The following is a 19,816-nucleotide window of genomic DNA, read 5'->3' on the forward strand; positions in this document are numbered from 1 at the left end:
CTTAATTTGGGCTCAATTCGAGGCCTAAATCCTCATTAGTCAGACCGAATTTATCAATTTGTTTTTTTATTCTCTTAACTAAGCCCAACTTTCTTTTTTGATCCAAGAAAAGATAGCCTTCGGGATTTTCATATGGAATTCCTTTTACGACCATTCCGATAAATCGGAACAGGTCATTCCAAATGATGACTGCAAGCTTTCTTTCTGTGGCGCTGATGGCAGATATTCTACCTTTTCTATAGCTTATCCTCTGAAAGAAGTCCCTCAACGGAGTTGAATCCTTCAAATTCCCAATGGCATTTGCAGCATTTCTCAAGGCTATTTTAAGTCTGTTGCTCCCTTTTGGCACTTTACTAGACAATACTTTGCCACCACTTACTTTATTGTTTGGGGCAAGCCTAAGCCATGAAGCAAAGTGCTTGGCTGTTTTAAACTTCTTGATCCCTTCCATCCCTACTTCACTCATCAATGCCAAAACCGTAGAAAAGCTTCCCGATCACGGGACAAGCTATCCCTTCAATCGCCAGAAGATCCGTGCCCTCAAACATCTGATAGGCTTTTAAATTCATATCAATATCTTTTGGCGTGTTTTTATTTACTCTTTTATGGGGCTTTGATTCGAGATAGTGCTCATGCTTATTACTATCTGAATCGATGATTTCATTCAGCTTTTTCTCTATCTCTTTATCGCAATCCTCTATCTTCTTTTGAATATGGTCATATGTATCCAATTCCTGTTGAAGGGCAAATAGATAGTCTTTTCTTCCATTGGAATGGAGCGCTTTGGCGATTTCTTCCTCACTCTTTCTGCAATTCTTGTGGCGAAGTGATGCAAGTTTATTTTGATCTGTTTCCCCTTCACAAATCGCCCTGATAATTAATAAACCTGTAAGTCCACAAATGTCATTTACAACTACATCCAATCGGAAGTTTAATAGCCTTAGATATTTCTGCATTTTCTTTGATGCTGCAGCAGCTGAATGAAGTAAATTTGATCAGTGTCTGCAGTGAGTCCTTAACTCCTCTGTCTGTCCATCAGGCAAAAAACTTCCAGTTAATAACCCCAATGTATGTAGTTTTTGGATCCACTGACAGTCCATGACATCACTCTTTTTTCCTTTGATATTCTTGGTGAACTTACCATTACAGAGTATCAGATGGAATCCCCGTGAAAGTAATACGGCATAGAGATTTTGCCAATAGGTACCAGTACTTTCCATTGCTATAGTCCTCACATTCCTTTCCTTCAACCAATCTGCCATAGCAAACAAATCCTGGTTGAATACCCCAAATTCCCGAACATCATGCTCGGTTTGACCTACTGCTACCCAGTGGGGGCGACTGCCGACGTCAATTCCCGCAGCCTGCGGTTTGACGACTTCCATGGAGATAGATTCTTGTTCCATTTGATTAAGAATTGATAGATCTCTCAGGGGATGTGCTTTTGGCTAGAAAATATTCTGAACGGGGTATCTGGCTTTTTAAAGACAAATCCGCCACTGAAATCATCGCAAGCAGACCAACCAGAATGACGCCCGTGCTCTTCGATTACTCGAGGGCAACATTTCTTAAATCGGCCTTGCTGAGAGGCTATTAATTTACAAAAAATCTTGCCATTATGCTCTCATACGTTTGCTTACGAAATCAACTTTTTAAAAGTAGGGAGAATTTCATACAACGTTTTGCTGCTTTGCGAAGGCGGGGATTTTTAGCACTAAACTTCATTAGATGCACAAAGTTTGAATTTAGCACTTCACTGTCATATAAGCACGAAGCCCCCGCTTTTGCAAAACGGCTGTTGGTGGCTGGTGTTCTTGTCATTTGAGTGCTTTGTTTATTTGTTGAACTAGATTCTTGAGATTCTTTTGTTCATCCCCTGTCAAGTCCTTCGCTTCGTGATTTCTTGTCCACCGTACAAATGCCTTAGCAAGTTTATACTTTGAAAAATTAGTTACTTCACTTGCAAAAATGTCAATTATTGGTCTATTTGGTTGGCTTGTTACTTTTGCGGATAAGTCAACTCCATACTCATCCTTAACAACCTTAACGAGTGTCTCTCTAAGTAAATCTTCTATTTCTGCTTTGGCAACTCCTGAAACAAAATCCTTTGTTCTTAAAATATTTTTGTTTCCTAAAGTGTGCACCAAGTTTTCTTGTTGGGCGGCTTGGTCTCCTGCTGCATCAGAGTCTAAAAGTGCTGCAACTTTTAAGTTATGAGCAAAAAGTATTGTTGCATAGTATACAACTTTACCTGCTGAATTAGCGAACACTAAAGCAATTTTATCATTAAGGCTTTCTATTCCGGCATCACTCAATAATTGGGCAGATGCGTCTAAATACCAATAATCAGTAATTCCTTCTAAAATTAAGTTTCTTTGTTGTGAAAAGAGACTTTGTGCAAGGTCATAACCCAATGCTTCTTGTAGTGGAAGAAGACCCGCTGGGTCACTTGATGAAATTGTCGTGTGAACTTTAGTTCCTTCTTTTCTATTTTTTAATTCCACAACCCTGACTAAATCTAATTCATCAGGCCCTACAAGAAAAGGTGAGTGAGTTGTATAAATTGTCTGATTATGCTCAGCAAGTCTCGTTATCGTATCTCGAAAATCCCTTTGTTTTAATCCGTGTAGACTCATTCCTGGTTCATCAAGGAGCAAAATTGCATTTTTATGCTTATCCATTGCTTCTGCAAAGAATACAACAAAGAAAGACACTAACCATTGAAAGCCTTCTGAACGCTGGTCTAATTCAATGTCAACACCAATATCATCTTCTACCACAACTTTTAAATATTGTCCATCTGCGGTAACCTTTAGTTTATCCGCTTCGGGTCTATCAGGGTTTGGCATCCAAACCTTTTTGATTTCTTCAGTCAAGCGAACACTTGCAGCATTTAATTTGTAGCTTCTAGTGTCAAGTTTGTCTTTATAGACTTTTAAAGCATCTGGGTTATTAATGTCTGGACTTTGTGTTTTACCAAGAGTTGAAAGTTCACGTGCTGTAAAACCTAGTAACTTTAATAAACATAGATTTCCATAATCATAATATTGGTCATCAAGTAATTTTTGTTCTGTTCTTGTTGCCAAGTGTTCCAAATGAACAGAAGGTTTTACCTTGAAGTAATTGTTAAATAAGATAAAAACTGGTTTCCTTTTACTCAAAGTAGCCAGGACTTCTTCATACTTACTGTTGAAGTCAATTTGCTCAATTAACTTATCATAACGACTCTCTTCTTTCTCATTACCTTCTTCTACTAGAGCATAGTTTTTCTCAAGGAAAGCCTTTAGGCTTTTACAATTTTCTGTTGATAGAGTTGTCGAATCTTCGAAGGTATCAGTAATTGGTTTAATTAAAATGCTAGGCTTCTTTGTTTCTTCTTCGGGATTCTCAATTGAGTATTGTTTATCTAAATGTGCAATAAGTCTCGAAAGGTCTGATTTGATGTCCTTGAAATTAAGTCGATTTGGAGCATCAATTAAATTGTGATAAGTTGAGTTATCTATGTTTTTATAGAATTTATATTTACAGTTTCTAAACTCTTCGGAGATTTCTGCTTTGTCGCTATCTTCAAGTTCAAAATAGCCTGTTACAACCGTTACGTTTTTTGGGTCAACTTTTCCTGTGTCAATATCATTGAATTTGGAGCGTGGATAATCACGTAAAACTTCAAAACCTTGCACATCTGCTGGTTTATTTAGTTGCTGTAAGGCTTTAAGCAAAACGGTCTTTCCTGCCTCATTTGGACCAACCATTATTGTCTTCAAATTTTCAATTTCAAATTCTCCGGTATCAATTATACTTCGGTAGTTTTGAACTCTTGCTTTTATTAGTCTCATATTTTTTGATTTTCTCGTTATGTTGTTTGTCGTCCGTTACACTTGCCACCAACGTGATTCAGCTTGGAGACGGCGGGCATTTGGAAACGTTTCCTTCCAACCTACTCCTATCTTCTTAAAGGTACTAAACTTTCAATTTACTCGGAACCGCCCGCTGTCTTCCAAGGTGATGTTGTGTCCTGCCCTTCCCTTTTACTTTCCTTAATCATTGATCTATATCTGGAATTTCTGGTGCTCTTATGCTTGGATAGCCAAACCAAATATTGTTCCCTCCCATACTGCTTCTGCTTGTTATTATTCCACAATTGAACATTATATGTGCAAAAGCCAGTTGATTAAAATATTCATCTTTATCAAACTCCATGAATTTCACATTTTCATTACTTCCAAAACTTTTAAAGTAATAATCTAAATCTATAGTTGCAGCAATTTCTTCAATCCTTTTTCTGGATGGATATTCTTCAAAACCTATATTTTTTAATGCCTCTTCATTCTCAAATTCAAAAATTCTTTCATGGTTGGCTAAAATCAAACTGTCAATAAATCCTGAACTTTTTAGGTCGTGACCCATTCCAAATTCATGATGCATTGCTCCCGATAAAAATGGAGCTTCAGTACAAATTTCTTTTATCTCTCCTGTATTTAGATTTTTTGCCTTGAATACAATGTAGCTAGGTGCTGTACTTTCATTATTGTAGGCAATCGTAAAAATCTTATTCCTTACAGAGTCATTCGCATATTTATCATTAAGATCTAAAAATCCACTTTCAATATTATTATTATTTGAGTCTTTACTTCCACAAGAAAAGAATATTACCAAAAACAAAAATCCCAATATTTTGGCTTTCGTATTCATGATTGTTGTTCAGGTTGTTTTCAGGGTTGGACACAACGATTTGCTATCAACAATTATTGATGATAGCATCCCAATCCGGATTGCTATCACTAATATTGTTCATATATCTCCTATAAAACTAAAGATATTTTTTAAATATCCAGACTATCCATAGGGCTTCTAATTTGATCAAATCCTTTTGTTGTGATGTGTGTGTAAATTTGCGTGGTCTTTGGACTCTCATGTCCTAATAAACTTTGAATATACCTCAAATCTGTTCCTCTTTCCAATAAATGAGTCGCAAAAGAATGTCTTAAAGTATGTACAGTGACATTCTTTGAAATGCCAACTTTTCTTACTGCCCTATTTAAGATAGCCGAAATGCTCGCTTTCGAGTATTTTACTGGAGTTTCTTTTGTGCTTTTCTGACCTTCAAACAAATACTCAAAGGGCTTCTCCTGCTTAATATATAGTCTCAATATTTCAAAAGTTCTTTGAGAAAGAATAGTATATCTATCCTTCTTGAATTTTGCCTGTTCAACCCTAATCTGCATTCGCTTAGAATCTATATCTTTGATTTTTAGCTTAACAAGTTCACCTATTCTAAGTCCTGCTGAGTGGATTGTCATCAGAACCGCTTTATGTTTTAAATTTTTTTTTCTTTAAATATGGCTGCCACCTCCTCCTCACTCAATACCTCAGGCAAAATTTTCTCCCGTATAGGTCTGTCTATATGATAATATTTCTCTTAACTAAGCCCAACTCTCTTTTTGATCTAAGAAAACCAAGACCTTTCAAATCTATCTCCTTCTTGATCAACTTACAGGATTCAAGAAATCAGAGTTGGTTCAAGACATGCCAAAATTCAAATGCCCAGATTTTGGGTGGGGAAGCCATGCCCAAAGCAAAGCAAAAACTCACAAAATCATACAAAAACCAAAACAACCGCTTCCTAAAATCCACCAACCAGCCTACTATTCCACCTAGAGAGCCCTTCACCCTGCGGATGTCAGTCAACAGCCACTAACCAAAATCCCTGATAGATGAATGCATCAATCAGGGATTTTTTCCAAGGGTTTTTGGCTAGTGGGTTAAATGTTAGCGGATAGTATTTAGTTAAAATCAATTTTCATTTGGTTTGGGTTTTGATAGTCTTCAATACCGTTTTCTTCAATTACCTTAAATTCATAATAATCTTCTTTGTTAGTCCACTCAAAATTGCAATTACATTTCCAAGAATCGTTCATTTTCATCATTACTTTGGCTCCACAAGATTGACAAATTATATGAAGAGTTTTACAGCTTCTGCATTTTCCACCTAACCACCAATTTATTTTCCCTTCAATTTCGATTGCTCCGTCAGAGTCCATAACTACACAATCATTTTGACAATCGTGACACATTAACCATTTTCCATCAACTATTAAATCGGTTGCTTCGTCTATGGTCAAAACTAAAAAATCTAATCCTTCGGGATTTGCAAACACTTCTGCAGGTGCTGTCCATTCGTTATTTGTAACTATAATGGCTTTGTCAGCTTTTACAGATTTAGCAAGTGCTAAAATTTCTTCAACATCTTTAACATCAAGCTTGGAAGTTCTCATTTTGGCATCAATGAGAATTTTAATTAGATGATTGCCTGCTGGGAATTCCCACCACACATCAATTTGCCTTGGTTGTCCTGTTATTCTGTCTGGAATTGTGATGTTCTTTTTGACCTCACCCATTTCAGACATTTGTTCATATAAAACTCCGACTGCTTCTTGGTATTCTTGCCATTTCATTTCTTATTGAATTATGTCGTTCAATGGTTCACGAGTTTCTGTTAGGCTTCTGACTAACGCAAACAAAATCCCTCAATTTGAGCTGATTTCGAGGCCTAAATCCTCATTAGTCAGACCGTCCCGATCATCGGGATGTTTTTTTATTCTCTTAACTAAGCCCAGCTTTCTTTTTTGATCTAAGAAAAAATAGCCTTCGAGATTTTCGCAAGGAATACCTTTTACTACTATTTCGACAAATCGGAACAAGTTATTTCAAATAATCACTGGAATTCCCCTTTACCTCAATTAAAGCACTTTTCTATTCTTCTCCTTGATTCCACCAGTCAATTTGGGTTCTGTTCTTTGCTTTCAAGAATTCAATCCCACAATTTTTCACAATGTCTGCACAGGTTTCTTTGGAACCTGACAGAATTGCATACGGGCAATCGAAATCTGGAATCAGAATTTTAACATTATTTTCCGCCAAAAGTGCTTTAGAATCTTTGAGCTCATTATAAATTTCAAATCGGTTCTTATTTTTAAATGAGACAAGTCTCGTTTCTGAATCAGGAAATCTGTCCATTTTCAGTATCCTAATTTCTACCATTCCAATATCTTGAAAGTATTCAATTAATGGTACTAGTATTGTTGGAGGAATTCGATCAGCTGCGTAATCTGGGAAATCCACTTTCTTCCATTCACTAAATTCTTTTAATTCAGTTTTAAAAGGCTCCTGAAGTTCCAATATTCCTTTAGCTAACTTGTTCAAAGAATTAAATCCAATTTCCTTGGACATTTCTTTCCATGAAATTGTCGATAGAAGTGGATAGGTTATTTTCAAATTAGCTTCCCAATCGAAATGATTAGCAAATACTTGTTTTTGAAATGGATACAAACAAATCAATACTTCCTCTTCATTTAAAAAGAGAGAATCAAATTTATAGGAGTATGATTTTGAATCTACTTTCATTCTTAAAATGTACTACAACCTATACTTTCCACAATAGTTGATATCATTCTATTCTAGTGTGAATTCAACTGTATTGCTGATATTTCACAATTCCCAAACATAACCATTCCGATCTTAACATAAAATACCAACAACAGGGTATTTTTCAAGTAAAAACAAAAAAAAGCCCCATTTAAGAGGCTTTCAAGAGAATACACAGTAGTTATAACTACATTATCCTCCTTCCTCTTTACAAATCGTCTGATACAGGCACAAAAGAATTTCGAGCGAGCTGGCGGTGGCGATAGCAGAGGTACTCGAAATTTTTGCCACGAAAGCTCGAGGTTGTTAGATTTTTGAGCAAAAAAAAAAGTAACAACAGCTCTTCTCCTACTTAGTGAGCCCTTCACCCTAAAGATGTCAGTCAATACACCATAAGCGCAAACAGCAACCACTAACCTCCCGATCACTATCGGAGACCCTGATAAATGAAGGCATCAATCAGGGATTTTTTGTAAGGGCTTTTCTCTAGTGGGCAAAATGTTTCCAGCTGGCGTTCTTGTCTCCCATATCTGCAAATCAATTTAAATATTAAGATTTACTTTCATTGAATTTCCTGGGCAAATGGCTTTAAAAATCTTGATATTGTTCTGTTCTTATAATCTCCCCACGGCATTAAACGCTTTTCAGGATAACTAACAAATAGGAAACGTTTTGCCCTAGTGAAGGCGACATAAGTATTGTTCTTTTCTTGCTGCAATTCTTCACCTCCCTTGTTTATTGCTCTATAATCAGGAAATGTACCGTCATCCATTCCAATTAAGAATACAATTTCACTTTCTTGCCCCTTCATTGTGTGAACAGTACTTAAACAAATCCCAGTTTCTTTATTTGTGGAATTATTAGTCAGACCGAGGGCTAAGGCAGACTTAAAGCCTCCTAATGATGGTTTAATGTTCTGTTTTTTGTATTGAGTCAGTTGATTTGAAAAATCGTTTAATTCATCGATTGTCATTTTTTTCTCATCATCCTCTAAACTGGCATTTTCAAATAATTTACTTAATTCATCAATCTTCAAATGAATATTATCCATTGATGCTCCATCCAAAACGGTTTTTATGTCCGAAGCAATTGGAAAGTTTGAAGATTTTAATTCTAGTAGATTATTAATATCATTAACTTTTAACATATCCTCTAAACGTTTTTGGTGCAATTTATCCAAGGGATTTATTTTCACTCTAAAAAACAAATCAAATACTTTCATTAAGGTTGAGCTAAATTTAGTTCCAGCGTTACCGGACTTGTAATAGAATGGTATGTTTTCACTGAAAAGTAATTCCTCGATCTGTTTGAATACAAACTTATTTCTGCCCAGTATTGAGATTTTGTCAAATGCGATTTCACCTTCTACATCCGGATGCGATTTAAGTTTAAGAAGTTTCTTTATTTCGTTGAGAACAAACAGAGCTTCATCATTTTCAGAAGAAGCTTGGTAAATCTTAAACAGACCTGGGATAACATAATTAAAAGCTTCTACTTTAAGATTCATTAAAGTGTTAGATGCCTCAATTACAGATTTTGAACACCTATAATTCTCATCAAGAGTTATTTCAGTTGCTTGGAAATCATTAACAAAATCCTTTTGCATATACGAGGATGCAGAACCATTAAATCCATAGATGGCTTGATTAGGGTCTCCAACCATCATAACGTTTTTAATTGCGTTACCACAAAATGATTTCAAAAGATAATATTGCAACTTATTTAGGTCTTGGCACTCATCAATGCATACATACGAGTAGGATTTTTGATAAAGATTTGCTACAGATTCATTATTTGTAAATAACTCATACACCAATCTAATAATATCATCAAAGTCAATTGCATTGTTTGATTTCAGTATGTCTTGATAAGTTTCAAACAAATATTGATACTCGTTATTTTCGGAATTTTCTGCAAGTTCCTCTGCGGTCAATACTTCCCTTTTTACGGTTGAAATAAATTGTAAGGCGTTATAAGTATATTCATTCCTTTTTTTTGGATCTAAGTCATTATAAATAGAATCAAAATAAGGTACAGATTTTATTGCCTGTTTTATTAATTCAATTCGGTCAGCGTCATCTTCAAAAATGTGTGGCATTTTGGTATAACCTAAAAGCTTAAATCTGAATTCGAGTATCGATTGACAGAAACTATGAAATGTACCAACGAAGACATTCTTTTTTATCTTGTCGTTTGTACCCAATCTCTCCCTAATTTCAGTAGCTGCTTTATTAGTGAAAGTAATCGCTAATATTTTTCCGTCAGGCGATTCGGAAATACGTTTAATTCTTTCAGTCAGAACTCTGGTTTTACCACTACCAGCACTGGCTAAAATGAGAAACGCCCCATCATTTAGTCCTACAATTTCTTGTTGCTTAGGTGATAAATTAATTTGCTGCATGATTAGTAGGATTTATGATTAAACGGACTTTCTCAAAAAGTTCAACAATCTTTGGAGGCAAAGGCTTTACAGATTTATATAACTCATATCCAATAACTGGGGCAAATTGAGTTTTTAACCCTGTAACAAGCTCATAAAAATTGGATTCAGGTATTTGATCTAATTCTGCTCTTTTAGCTACTCTGTGCTGCTCATTTGCACATTCGGATAAAATTAAATGATAATATGCCTTCTTTACTTCATCAATATAACCATTTACACAAAGTTCCTTTTCAAAGTCATTTCCTTCATTTAGAAAAACAACCTTATTAATGTCATTTAGCTTTGATTTTGATATTTGATTATTTACCGTTGCATTTGCCTCTGCTTCATTGTCACTAAAAATCAAATACGGAACATTAAAAGCCTCAAAGAATCTTATAAACGGAAGGTAATTGCCTGAGCCACCAACACCTATAAAGTCAACACCCAGCTCTATTGGATTTTTGTTAAGATATCGTTCAATTGTAATTGGTAGAGCTTGTTCTTCTGTTTCTCCCTCAAAGAGAATGACAAGTTTTGAAAAGAAAAGTTCCCCGCGAGTACTTATTACTTGGCGGTATATTTTCCGGATATCTTCACTTTCAAAGTCCGACTCTAAAAATTTACCGGTTGAAATATTTGCTGTAATTTTATTAATGCTCCTAACTTCCTTCAATTTAGCACTACCTGCAATATAACTTGAATGTGTTGCTATTATTTTTTGACCAACTATGGTGTTAATTTGAGAGTAAAGTTTCTTTTGTGCATTGGGATGCAAATGTGATTCAGGTTCCTCAATTGCTATTATTGGATAATAAGCCACTTGGCTATCTTCAGCCAATTTTTTGTTCTGTAATATAAATGCCTTTAAAATCAAAAGCGATGACCAACTACGAGTTCCCATGCCGTGGTATTCCATAGAAAATTGTGAGTAGTTGATTTTAACCCCCTTGTTTAAATCTCTTATTTTCTTTGTAAATGGAGTTATATCTACGGTATTTTGAGGATTATCCATAGCGGTATCTAACTCCTCTAAAGTTGTATGAAGATTTGTTAAGATTTCACTTCGTTCAATGGTTTGTTTATTGAGTTCTTTGATAAGGTCTTCAATTAACTCTCTGTCTTCAGGATTGTAATTAATTGAAGATAAAATTTTACCCAAAAAAGACGTCTTGTTTTTCAAATCATCAAGAATATCTCTATTGGCATCTAAATAGAAAAAAGGAATTTCATCAAAGTAAAAATTTAGTTCATTAAGGTATTCCTTTGAATACCAATAGCCGTCTGTTTCATTATGAAAGTCTCCCCACTCATCAATTACAAACTGTTTTTTCTTGTAGGTTTTTCTTATCAAATTCTCTTCCACTAAGGTTCTAAAAGCAAGAAATTGTGTACCATCGCTAGTAAGACTAATTCTATCGGTTGTAAAAACTGTTGCCCAATTATCCTCAAAATCTGCGACTTGTTCACCTGCTTCATTAATACTAATGAACAAGATGTCAACTATTATTTTATCCCTAATTATCGCATCTGAAAAATGAAAATCATCATCCGTAATTTGAAGTGTATTTGACAAGGCTAATTGTAAGGACTTTAACAGAGTTGTTTTACCGGCATTATTTGTTCCCACTAGAACAGTCGTCGGTTCGAAATCAATTTCAAGATTGTCCAATCCTCTAAATCCATGAACCCGTAGCTGTTTTAATTGTAATCCCATTCTGCTTTATATATTTATTCTGATTAATATTTGATTTTCAGTTATTTATTATTTGTTTTTTTTTCAAATTTATAACTTACTATTCTCTTAACTTTAGCCGACGAAACCCTCTTATTTATATAGTGGTAAATAGCCTATGATTTTGCCTTCCAATATACTTACCCTGCTTATTAAGTATACTTTCCGTGAAAGGAGATAACTTTTAATTTATCAAACCTACTAATTCCCCCTCAAACAAAAAATACCCCGATCAGGGTATTTTTACTCAAATTCATATGACTTACCTCTCCTTTTTTTACTTAGTATAAAAGAAGACTAAGATTTTCAACCACTGGTGAGGCCCTCTATTGCCTGTAGGTTAAATAAAATAAAGACGGTCCCAAATAAAGGAAAATCGAATTATTGATTAATAGTCAATGTTTTTAAAGAATTGTTGAAGAGTCATTCCATCGAATTTCCCTAAAATTTTTAATAATGTGGTTATTTGAATATCAACATTTCCAGCTTCATATTTTCCGTATTGAGATCTATTTATACCTTTTTCGAATGCAAAGTTTTCGTAGTTAGTGTAGCCCGAATTCTTTCTCAACTTTTCAAGTTCTGCGCCTATTGCTTTTAGCAGATCATTTTCTTTATCAGTAAGTTCTTTCTTTCTCTTCGCCATAATGGCAAATAGAAAAACTAAGTAAAAAAATATTACTCCTAATTAGGAGTATTTAAAAAGTTGTGTTATATTTAACATATCAAATTTTAGTATAACTATTATTTGTTGCGAATACTTCGAAAAATACGAAAGCATTTGCACTTAAAACGTCTCATCTAAGGAAACTGGTAATTTCAAATGGAGAATGAGATAAATAAGTGTAAATTGCTCACGCCTTTGGCGTGGGCTTTATACTTAATTGTTCTCCAAGGTATACCAGTACCTCTTAGACAATTGTGTAAAGATCCACGCCATATTTTTTGGTGTCGATTTTTATTATGACGTTCCATACATAAATCTTACACCAATGGAATATTTATCTTCAAATACCATCTTTTCTGGACTGATTTCTAAAATTGGTATTGCTGTTGATTTCCTTTTGGACCATCGTTTTGTCATCAATTCAGATTTAAAATCAAAGTCTGATTGCCCCACACCATTCGACATCCTCTTTGAGCGCAAGCCAAAGAACCCTATCTAAACCTATTTTAACCTAATGCCAGACAAGGCATCTACTCAGATACGTTTTTCCAAGGTCGATACGCCATGGATGTCCTTGCACCTTTCCGATCCCATCGCTACTGCAGGAGCTGCATCGGAAAGTATCTAACCCCATCTTCTTAGCCGCTAGGAGCATTTTGATGTTTCTGCATCCCTTTGGAAAAAACAGAGTCTTTTTCCTTGCTGGGAAGAGTATGTTCTTTATGTACGATGTATTAAGTACAATGTACAAAGTAACAGGAGCATGGTGAAAAGGATGATGGTTCGTCATTCTTGGAGAGATAAGAATTAAGAAGCAAAGCCTGCCTCGATGAATATCGGGGATACAAGATGGGGAAGTGTGAAGAATTAAGCGCTGTCCTATTGGATATAAGGGACTGAACCTTTAACGATTTAACGCTTAACGTATTATTCTTCAATCCACTCGAAGCACCAAATCCCGAGTATCAGGACAAGATCTCAAATCTAAAATTAAAAGCCTGCGCAGCTACGGGGTATATGTTTAACAATAAACCAAGTGATGCTAAACTGGGTTTGTGGCGAACCTCATACGCCATGCCCTTACTGCCAGGTTTTTTCATGAGAAAATAGATGCGAGAGATGAGAAGCTTAGACTGTCTAAGTTGATTACCTGATGTCTAAACGCTTAACGCTTAACACATATAAACCCCAATATGCTAATGGAGACAACTATTCCTATAGAGACTACTTGTGTCGATCGACCACTTGTAGAGATAATCATCATCAAAGGTGAATGTCTCACTACTGAATCAATTTCTCATGCTTTATAAGATCACTAACTCATCAATATGAAAAAGCAATTTACTTTACTGATTATACCGCTTTGTTCCTTGTTTTTCCTGCCTCTGCTGTATGGTCAGGAGAAAATGGATCCTGTCCTTTCCGAAGGTTTTGGCGAGCCAGCTGTCATCTATGTTGAAATCAAAAGCAGAAATCCTGTATCGGCCATAAAAATGACGATTTGGGAACATTACTTAGATAGAGATACAGGAATTCCAGAGCCTGAAGTCTTACTCGTAGAGCCATCAGAGGGGAATGTTTTTGCTGGGACCTTAGGATCATTTACCTACAACTTGACCACCCCTTCATTAAAAGAAAAAGCATACCTAAGTATAAGTGAGGGTAAGAGATTGCTTTGGGATAGATTCCATGTTTTCCCAGGAGATACTGTGAAGGTTGTCTTCGACATGGATCACCTGAAGGTTTTGTTCCTAGGTCCAGATGCAGCAAGTTACAGATGCCAACATGAACTTGCAGTGGCAAAAGACAGCTACCACAAATCATTACAGCCTGTAATGTTCACTGCGGATCAAACAGCTTTGTTATCGCATGGAAACAATGAAGAGCTTTACCATTCAGCCAAGGATAATGCTGATGAGGACTTGCACAAACTCATGAAGTTCATTCAGACTACCGAAGATAAATTGGACTTGGTGAAAGAAAAGTTTGACCAAAAAGTGCTTGACCATCCCGGATTTAGGGTGATAGAAAACTATAAGGACTTAATTCCACCTGACTTTTCCCTTCTTCTCCAAGCAGACCTGACTGGAGAAGTACAACAAATGAAATTAGCTGCATTCAATAGGTTAGCTACAAAACATGATGGTTTCAAAGAAATTTATGAAAATGATATCCAATCACTCAACAAGGACTTTTTTCCAGTCCCCATAGTAGTACAGTCATCAGAATACCTCAACTACTTGTTGGAAATTGTAAAATCAAATTACAAGATGAGGGAGGGACCACTAGATAGCTTGTTGTTAACTTATCCTTCACCAATAAAGGACATTTTAGTAGCCAAATTCTATGTTAAATATCACCGAAGCATAGAAGATATTGATGCCCGATTATCATCAGTTTTAGGACAATTGTCAGAACAATGGGTAATTGATGAATTGACAACATTGCTAAGAAGCAAGCAAAAAGGTGCTCCTTTTAAAGATGTATTGTTAGTAAATCAGCAAGGAGAACCATTTTTTATAAGTGAATTGAAAAACAAAGCGGTATTCATTGACTTTTGGTTCACAGGTTGTAAAGCATGCATAAATTTTTATGAAACCTCAATTAAACCGCTTGAGACCAAATTGAAGGATAATCAAGAGGTGGTATTTGTCTCTATCAATGTAGATAGAAACAAAAGTACCTGGGAGAAAAGTGTTGAAACTGGCAGATATACTTCACCTGAGGCAATCAACCTTTATATAGGTGAGCAACGAGAAGAACTGTTAAGCCATTACCACATCAATGCCTTTCCCTCCCAGATCCTATTAGATAAACAAGGAAATCTCTACAGAGCAGGTAACCTTCCAAAGTCAGTAGATGAATTAGAAGAGCTCATTAATAAAACCCTGATAGAAGGTGATCCAGAAAATAAATCCATGAAATAAATCGACAGTTATGAATAATAGAATTTTACAAATATTGATGTTATTATGTTTTATGACCTCATTTTCCACCTGGGCACAGCAGGAGGAAACTTTCTCCGTCAAAGGAGTTGTACTCACAGGAGAAAGTAAGCAGGTTCTTCCAGGAGCAATAATCCTGTTTGGTGATAAAGAAGAAGCTACCATCACTGATTCGGAAGGAAAGTTTGTCTTCAAACAACCAGCAGGGGAAGTTCGGTTAGAAATCAAGTACTTAGGCTATGAATCGAAGTTTCTTGACATCGTCGTACCCACAGCCGAAGATCTAATCATTACCATGAATGAAGATGGGATGTCACTCGATGCAGTAGAAATTGTATCTACAGGTTACCAGCAACTACCAAAAGAAAGGGCAACAGGTTCATTTGTGCAGATTGATAATGAATTAGTGAACCGAAGAATCAGTACAAACATTTTGGATAGACTAGAAGATGTTACACCTGGCTTGATTTTCAACAGGACTCCAAGTGATGGTTCTGATCCCATCAGTATAAGAGGAAGAGGAACCTTGTTTGCCAATACACAACCATTGATAATCATTGATAATTTCCCATATGATGGCCCATTAGAAAGCATCAATCCCAATGATGTAGAGTCTATCACAGTGCTTCGAGATGCAGCGGCAGCCTCTATCTGGGGAGCTAGAGCTGGCAATGGTGTGATTGTTATTACAACAAAACTAGGAAGAAATAATCAGCCGATTTCAGTTTCAGTCAACTCTAATATTACGGTAACAGAAGTTCCTGATTTATATTATCGTCCAAGAATGCCAATAGGTGACTTCATTGATGTGGAAAGGGATCTTTTTCAACAAGGATATTATAATAACCAGGAAAACGCTGCCACAAGACCACGATTATCTCCTATGGTTGAATCACTAATAGCCCATAGAGATGGATTACTTAGTGAAAATGAACTCAATGCAAGAATAGATGCCTTTCGAAATAGAGATTTAAGAAGGGATTTAGAGCACTATTATTATCAAAACAGTATTAACCAACAATATTCAGCAGAAGTTAGCGGAGGCTCTCAGCAACATCGCTATATTTTTTCGGCAGGATATGATAATAACACCTCTTCGATAAGAGATAATGGTAGCGATAGGATAACCCTTAATGCAAGAAATAACTGGAAGTTTCTTAACAATAAGCTTCAAGTTAATATTGGAGCTTACATTGTTCACGGGAGTACTTATTCGCATACAGGGACACCCAGTGGATATGCATATGATCAACTTGCAGATCAAGCAGGTAACCCTCTTCCGATAACAGGCATACATAGTCAAAGGTATATAGCATCTCAAGCAGGCATGGGGTTGCTGGATTGGAATTATGTTCCGCTACAAGAAATAGGTATCCTGGATAATACGTCCAAAAACACAGATTATCGAATCAATACTTCATTAGGATATGAAATCATCCCTGGACTAAATGCTGAAATACAACATCAGTATTGGCAAAATGATGCCTTAAATAGAAATCACCTGCCTTTAGCATCCTATGATATGCGGAACTTGATCAACACTTATACTCAAGTATTGCCAGATGGAACATTGTCCAGACCCATACCTGTTGGTGGAAGGTTGGGGCTAGGAGTTACAAATGCCTATAGCAATAATCTAAGAGGACAATTAAGGTATTCAAAAAATATCAAAGGTAGGCATGATATCAATGCTGTAGGTGGTTATGAAATCAAAGACGGTCAAACAGAAATCAATAATACAACCTATTACGGGTATGATGATGCCATAGGCATAAGCACGCCAGTGGATTACACTACCCTCTTCAGAAGTTATGTCAATCCATCTGCAACGAATGCTATACCAGCTGGGATGGGGCACAGTGGGATAATAGATCGGTTTTTATCCTACTATGTAAATGCAACATATTCCTTAGACAACACTTTTCAGTTATCCCTTAGTACCAGAAAAGACCAATCTAATCTATTTGGGGTGGAAACCAATATGAGAGGGGTTCCCCTTTGGTCTGCTGGTGCAGGTTGGACATTGAGTAATATGAAGTTCTATAATTTTGGCTCTCTACCCTACTTGAAGTTAAAATACACTTATGGTTATAATGGGAATATAGATAGAAGCTTAAGCGCATTTACTACGGCAGCTTTTGTAAGTAGAAATCTACTAATTCCAGGTTTGCCCTATGCTCAAATCATTAACCCCCCAAACCCTGATTTAAGATGGGAAAGAATGAAAATTTCAAACATCGCTTTAGATTTTGAGACCAAAGAAGGAAGACTTTATGGCAGTGTAGAAATGTATACAAAGACTGGAATTGATTTGATTGGGGACGCTCCTTTTCCAGCTGCATCAGGTCAATCAAGGGTACGTGGAAACTTTGCTGATACAAGAACAAAAGGTGTTGATGTGTCATTATCTAGTGTGAATGTTAAGAACAGAGATTTTGAATGGAAGTCAGACTTCATGTATAGTCATGTCAGTGATGAAGTAGTTTCATATCAGGTGACAACCTCCGTGGCTAATTACTTGGGTAGCTCATCTGGTACTATTGTACCCTTGGAAGGTAGACCGCTTATCTCTGTCTATTCATATGAATGGGCAGGATTAGATCCCACTAATGGGCAACCAATGGGTTTTTTGGATGGCGAACCTAGTACAAATTACAGTGGCATCATTGGAGCGACATCGGCAGATGACCTTGTTTTTCATGGTTCTGCAAGGCCGACACATTTTGGGGCATTGAGAAATACCTTTCGGTATAAAGAGTTCTCGCTTTCTATGAATATCAGTTACCGATTGGGATATCATTATAGAAGGGAGTCGATCAACTACAATTCTTTGCTTTCAGGAGTAATCGGCCATGGCGACTACATCAATAGATGGCAGAGTCCAGGAGATGAAACAGCAACCAATATCCCTGGGATTCCCAATGCAATCAATAACCAAAGACAAACCTTCTACCAGTTTTCAGCTGCACTTGTAGAGCCAGGAGACCATATCAGGTTTCAAGATGTTAGGATATCCTATGTTCTTGATAAAAAGACTTTCCCCAATCTACCCTTCAAAAGAGCTGAAGTCTATAGTTACATTAACAACATAGGCATACTGTGGAAAGCTAGTGATGATTTGCTAGACCCAGATTTCAGATCCAGTAGGCCCCTAAGAAGTATTGCTTTCGGACTTAGACTTGATTTATAAATGGCTCTTAGTATACCAAGTTTGTATTCAGTCATAAGCTTAAATCTATACTTTATAATCAAATATTTAATGCAATGAAAAAAAATCATCAGATCATAATCGCTATATCAGTCTTCCTTATTTTATCCCTAATGGGATGTGAAGGATTTCTGGATGAAAAGCCTACAAAAGATATTGTTGTGCCTAATTCTTTAGATGCACTAGAAGCAATTTTAGATAACCATGCAGATTTAAATAGAGGACTTACACTTCCTTTAATTTGTGCGGATGATTATGTAACAACCTTGGCAGGTCTTGCTGTATATACTCCTCAATGGCAAAGAAATGCTTATCTATGGCAAGAAAGCCCCTTCAGTCCAGATGAAACTGTTTCGGAATGGAGTTGGCCTTATAAGCAAGTCTTTTATGCTAATGTTGTTTTGGATGAACTTGAAAGAATTCAAGATAAGGACGCTCCCAGAGAGGCTGCAATTAGAGGAGCAGCCTACTTCTTTAGGGCTTGGGGATATTACAATTTATCACAAGTATTTTTACCTGGATATTCATCCCCATTAAGTGCAAATGAGGATTATAGCATCCCTATGAAACAGGTGCCGGGCATTGAAGTTCCTTTCACCATGGGCACTGTTAATGAAGTCTACGAGCAAATATTGGATGATTTAGCAATGGCAATGGAATTATTACCAGAAACCTCTCAGTACCCAACACGACCTACGAAACTTATGGTAAAATCGTTGCTGGCAAGGATTTATTTATCCATGGAAGAATATGAGCTTGCTTTGTTTTACGCTGATCAAGCTTTACAATATCCCCATAGCTTAATGGATTATAATGAGATTGAAAACCAAATTAATCCCTTTGCTCAATTTAATGAGGAGGTAATCTTTCATGCCGTAATGTTGCAGTACACCTTAAATGTTGTTCCAACTACATTAATAGAACCAACGCTTTATGGGTCCTATGCAGTTGATGATTTAAGAAAAGACCTGTTTTTCACCATTCGTGCGAATGGAAATGTCAATTTCACTGGAAGCTATGCAGGTAATTTCGAGACCTTCTGTGGTTTAGCTTTCAACGAGATTTACCTAATCAGCTCGGAAAGTAAGGCAAGACTTGGAGATATCCAAGGAGCGATTGCTGATCTCAACACACTTTTAATAAAAAGACATTTACCTGGATTCGAGGTATTTGAAACCAGTGAAATAGATGTTTTGCTTGGAAAAATTATTGATGAAAGAAGAAAAGAATTGGTATTTAGAGGTTTGAGATGGTCTGATCTTCGAAGGATAAATTTAGATGAAAGATTTCAAAAAGTATTGAAAAGAGAAATTGATGGAGTAGAATATACCCTTGATCCAAATTCATCAAGATACATTTTTCCAATCCCACCAAGAGAACAAGCATTCAATTAAGAAAGAAAGAGGCTGCAAAA

The 19,816-nt window shown here is 36.2% G+C and carries 14 protein-coding genes; 3 read left to right on the forward strand and 11 right to left on the reverse strand.

Translation table 11 applies throughout. The features are described from left to right. Window position 1: 1 nt before the first annotated feature. The 11 genes from MM239_RS06110 to MM239_RS06160 all read right to left on the reverse strand — a co-directional run bounded on the left by MM239_RS06110 (window position 2) and on the right by MM239_RS06160 (window position 12,228). Entirely contained in the window at window positions 2–466 is a 465-nt protein-coding gene (locus MM239_RS06110; protein WP_241347319.1) for a transposase, read from the reverse strand. Further along, entirely contained in the window at window positions 459–956 is a 498-nt protein-coding gene (locus MM239_RS06115) for a hypothetical protein (protein WP_241347320.1), read from the reverse strand. The genes MM239_RS06110 and MM239_RS06115 overlap by 8 nt, the downstream gene beginning before the upstream one ends. Before the next feature lie 39 nt (window positions 957–995). Further along, entirely contained in the window at window positions 996–1,406 is a 411-nt protein-coding gene (locus MM239_RS06120; RefSeq protein ID WP_241347321.1) for an IS110 family transposase, read from the reverse strand. A 411-nt stretch (window positions 1,407–1,817) separates the two neighbouring features. Further along, the gene (locus tag MM239_RS06125; protein ID WP_241347322.1) at window positions 1,818–3,836 is read right to left on the reverse strand and encodes an AAA family ATPase; all 2,019 of its coding nucleotides are present in this window, start codon (window positions 3,834–3,836) and stop codon (window positions 1,818–1,820) included. A 205-nt stretch (window positions 3,837–4,041) separates the two neighbouring features. After that, window positions 4,042–4,692: a hypothetical protein gene (locus tag MM239_RS06130; RefSeq protein WP_241347323.1), complete on the reverse strand. Its 651-nt coding sequence runs from the start codon at window positions 4,690–4,692 to the stop codon at window positions 4,042–4,044. A gap of 131 nt (window positions 4,693–4,823) precedes the next feature. Then, window positions 4,824–5,300: a tyrosine-type recombinase/integrase gene (locus MM239_RS06135; RefSeq protein ID WP_241347324.1), complete on the reverse strand. Its 477-nt coding sequence runs from the start codon at window positions 5,298–5,300 to the stop codon at window positions 4,824–4,826. Window positions 5,301–5,783: 483 nt separating this feature from the next. Then, entirely contained in the window at window positions 5,784–6,455 is a 672-nt protein-coding gene (locus MM239_RS06140; protein ID WP_241347325.1) for a restriction endonuclease, read from the reverse strand. Between the two features lie 298 nt (window positions 6,456–6,753). Continuing rightward, entirely contained in the window at window positions 6,754–7,404 is a 651-nt protein-coding gene (locus MM239_RS06145) for a hypothetical protein (RefSeq protein ID WP_241347326.1), read from the reverse strand. A gap of 583 nt (window positions 7,405–7,987) precedes the next feature. Continuing rightward, window positions 7,988–9,826, reverse strand: coding sequence for an ATP-dependent helicase (locus tag MM239_RS06150; protein WP_241347327.1), 1,839 nt, complete (start codon window positions 9,824–9,826; stop codon window positions 7,988–7,990). Further along, window positions 9,813–11,564, reverse strand: coding sequence for an AAA family ATPase (locus MM239_RS06155; RefSeq protein ID WP_241347328.1), 1,752 nt, complete (start codon window positions 11,562–11,564; stop codon window positions 9,813–9,815). The genes MM239_RS06150 and MM239_RS06155 overlap by 14 nt, the downstream gene beginning before the upstream one ends. A gap of 406 nt (window positions 11,565–11,970) precedes the next feature. After that, complete coding sequence (locus tag MM239_RS06160) at window positions 11,971–12,228, reverse strand: helix-turn-helix domain-containing protein (RefSeq protein ID WP_241347329.1); 258 nt, start codon at window positions 12,226–12,228, stop codon at window positions 11,971–11,973. 1,349 nt (window positions 12,229–13,577) lie between these two features. Here MM239_RS06160 and MM239_RS06165 point away from each other — a divergent pair. The 3 genes from MM239_RS06165 (at window position 13,578) to MM239_RS06175 (ending at window position 19,796) form a co-directional block, all read left to right on the forward strand. After that, window positions 13,578–15,176, forward strand: a complete 1,599-nt coding sequence (locus tag MM239_RS06165; protein WP_241347330.1) for a TlpA family protein disulfide reductase — start codon at window positions 13,578–13,580, stop codon at window positions 15,174–15,176. 10 nt (window positions 15,177–15,186) lie between these two features. Next, complete coding sequence (locus tag MM239_RS06170) at window positions 15,187–18,384, forward strand: SusC/RagA family TonB-linked outer membrane protein (protein WP_241347331.1); 3,198 nt, start codon at window positions 15,187–15,189, stop codon at window positions 18,382–18,384. 74 nt (window positions 18,385–18,458) lie between these two features. Beyond that, window positions 18,459–19,796 carry a RagB/SusD family nutrient uptake outer membrane protein gene (locus tag MM239_RS06175; RefSeq protein ID WP_241347332.1) on the forward strand — a complete coding sequence of 446 codons (1,338 nt, stop codon included), beginning with the start codon at window positions 18,459–18,461 and terminating at the stop codon, window positions 19,794–19,796. Window positions 19,797–19,816 lie beyond the last annotated feature (20 nt).

It is taken from the genome of Belliella filtrata, from assembly GCF_022549775.1.
In the GTDB taxonomy this organism is placed as follows: Bacteria; Bacteroidota; Bacteroidia; order Cytophagales; family Cyclobacteriaceae; genus Belliella; species Belliella filtrata.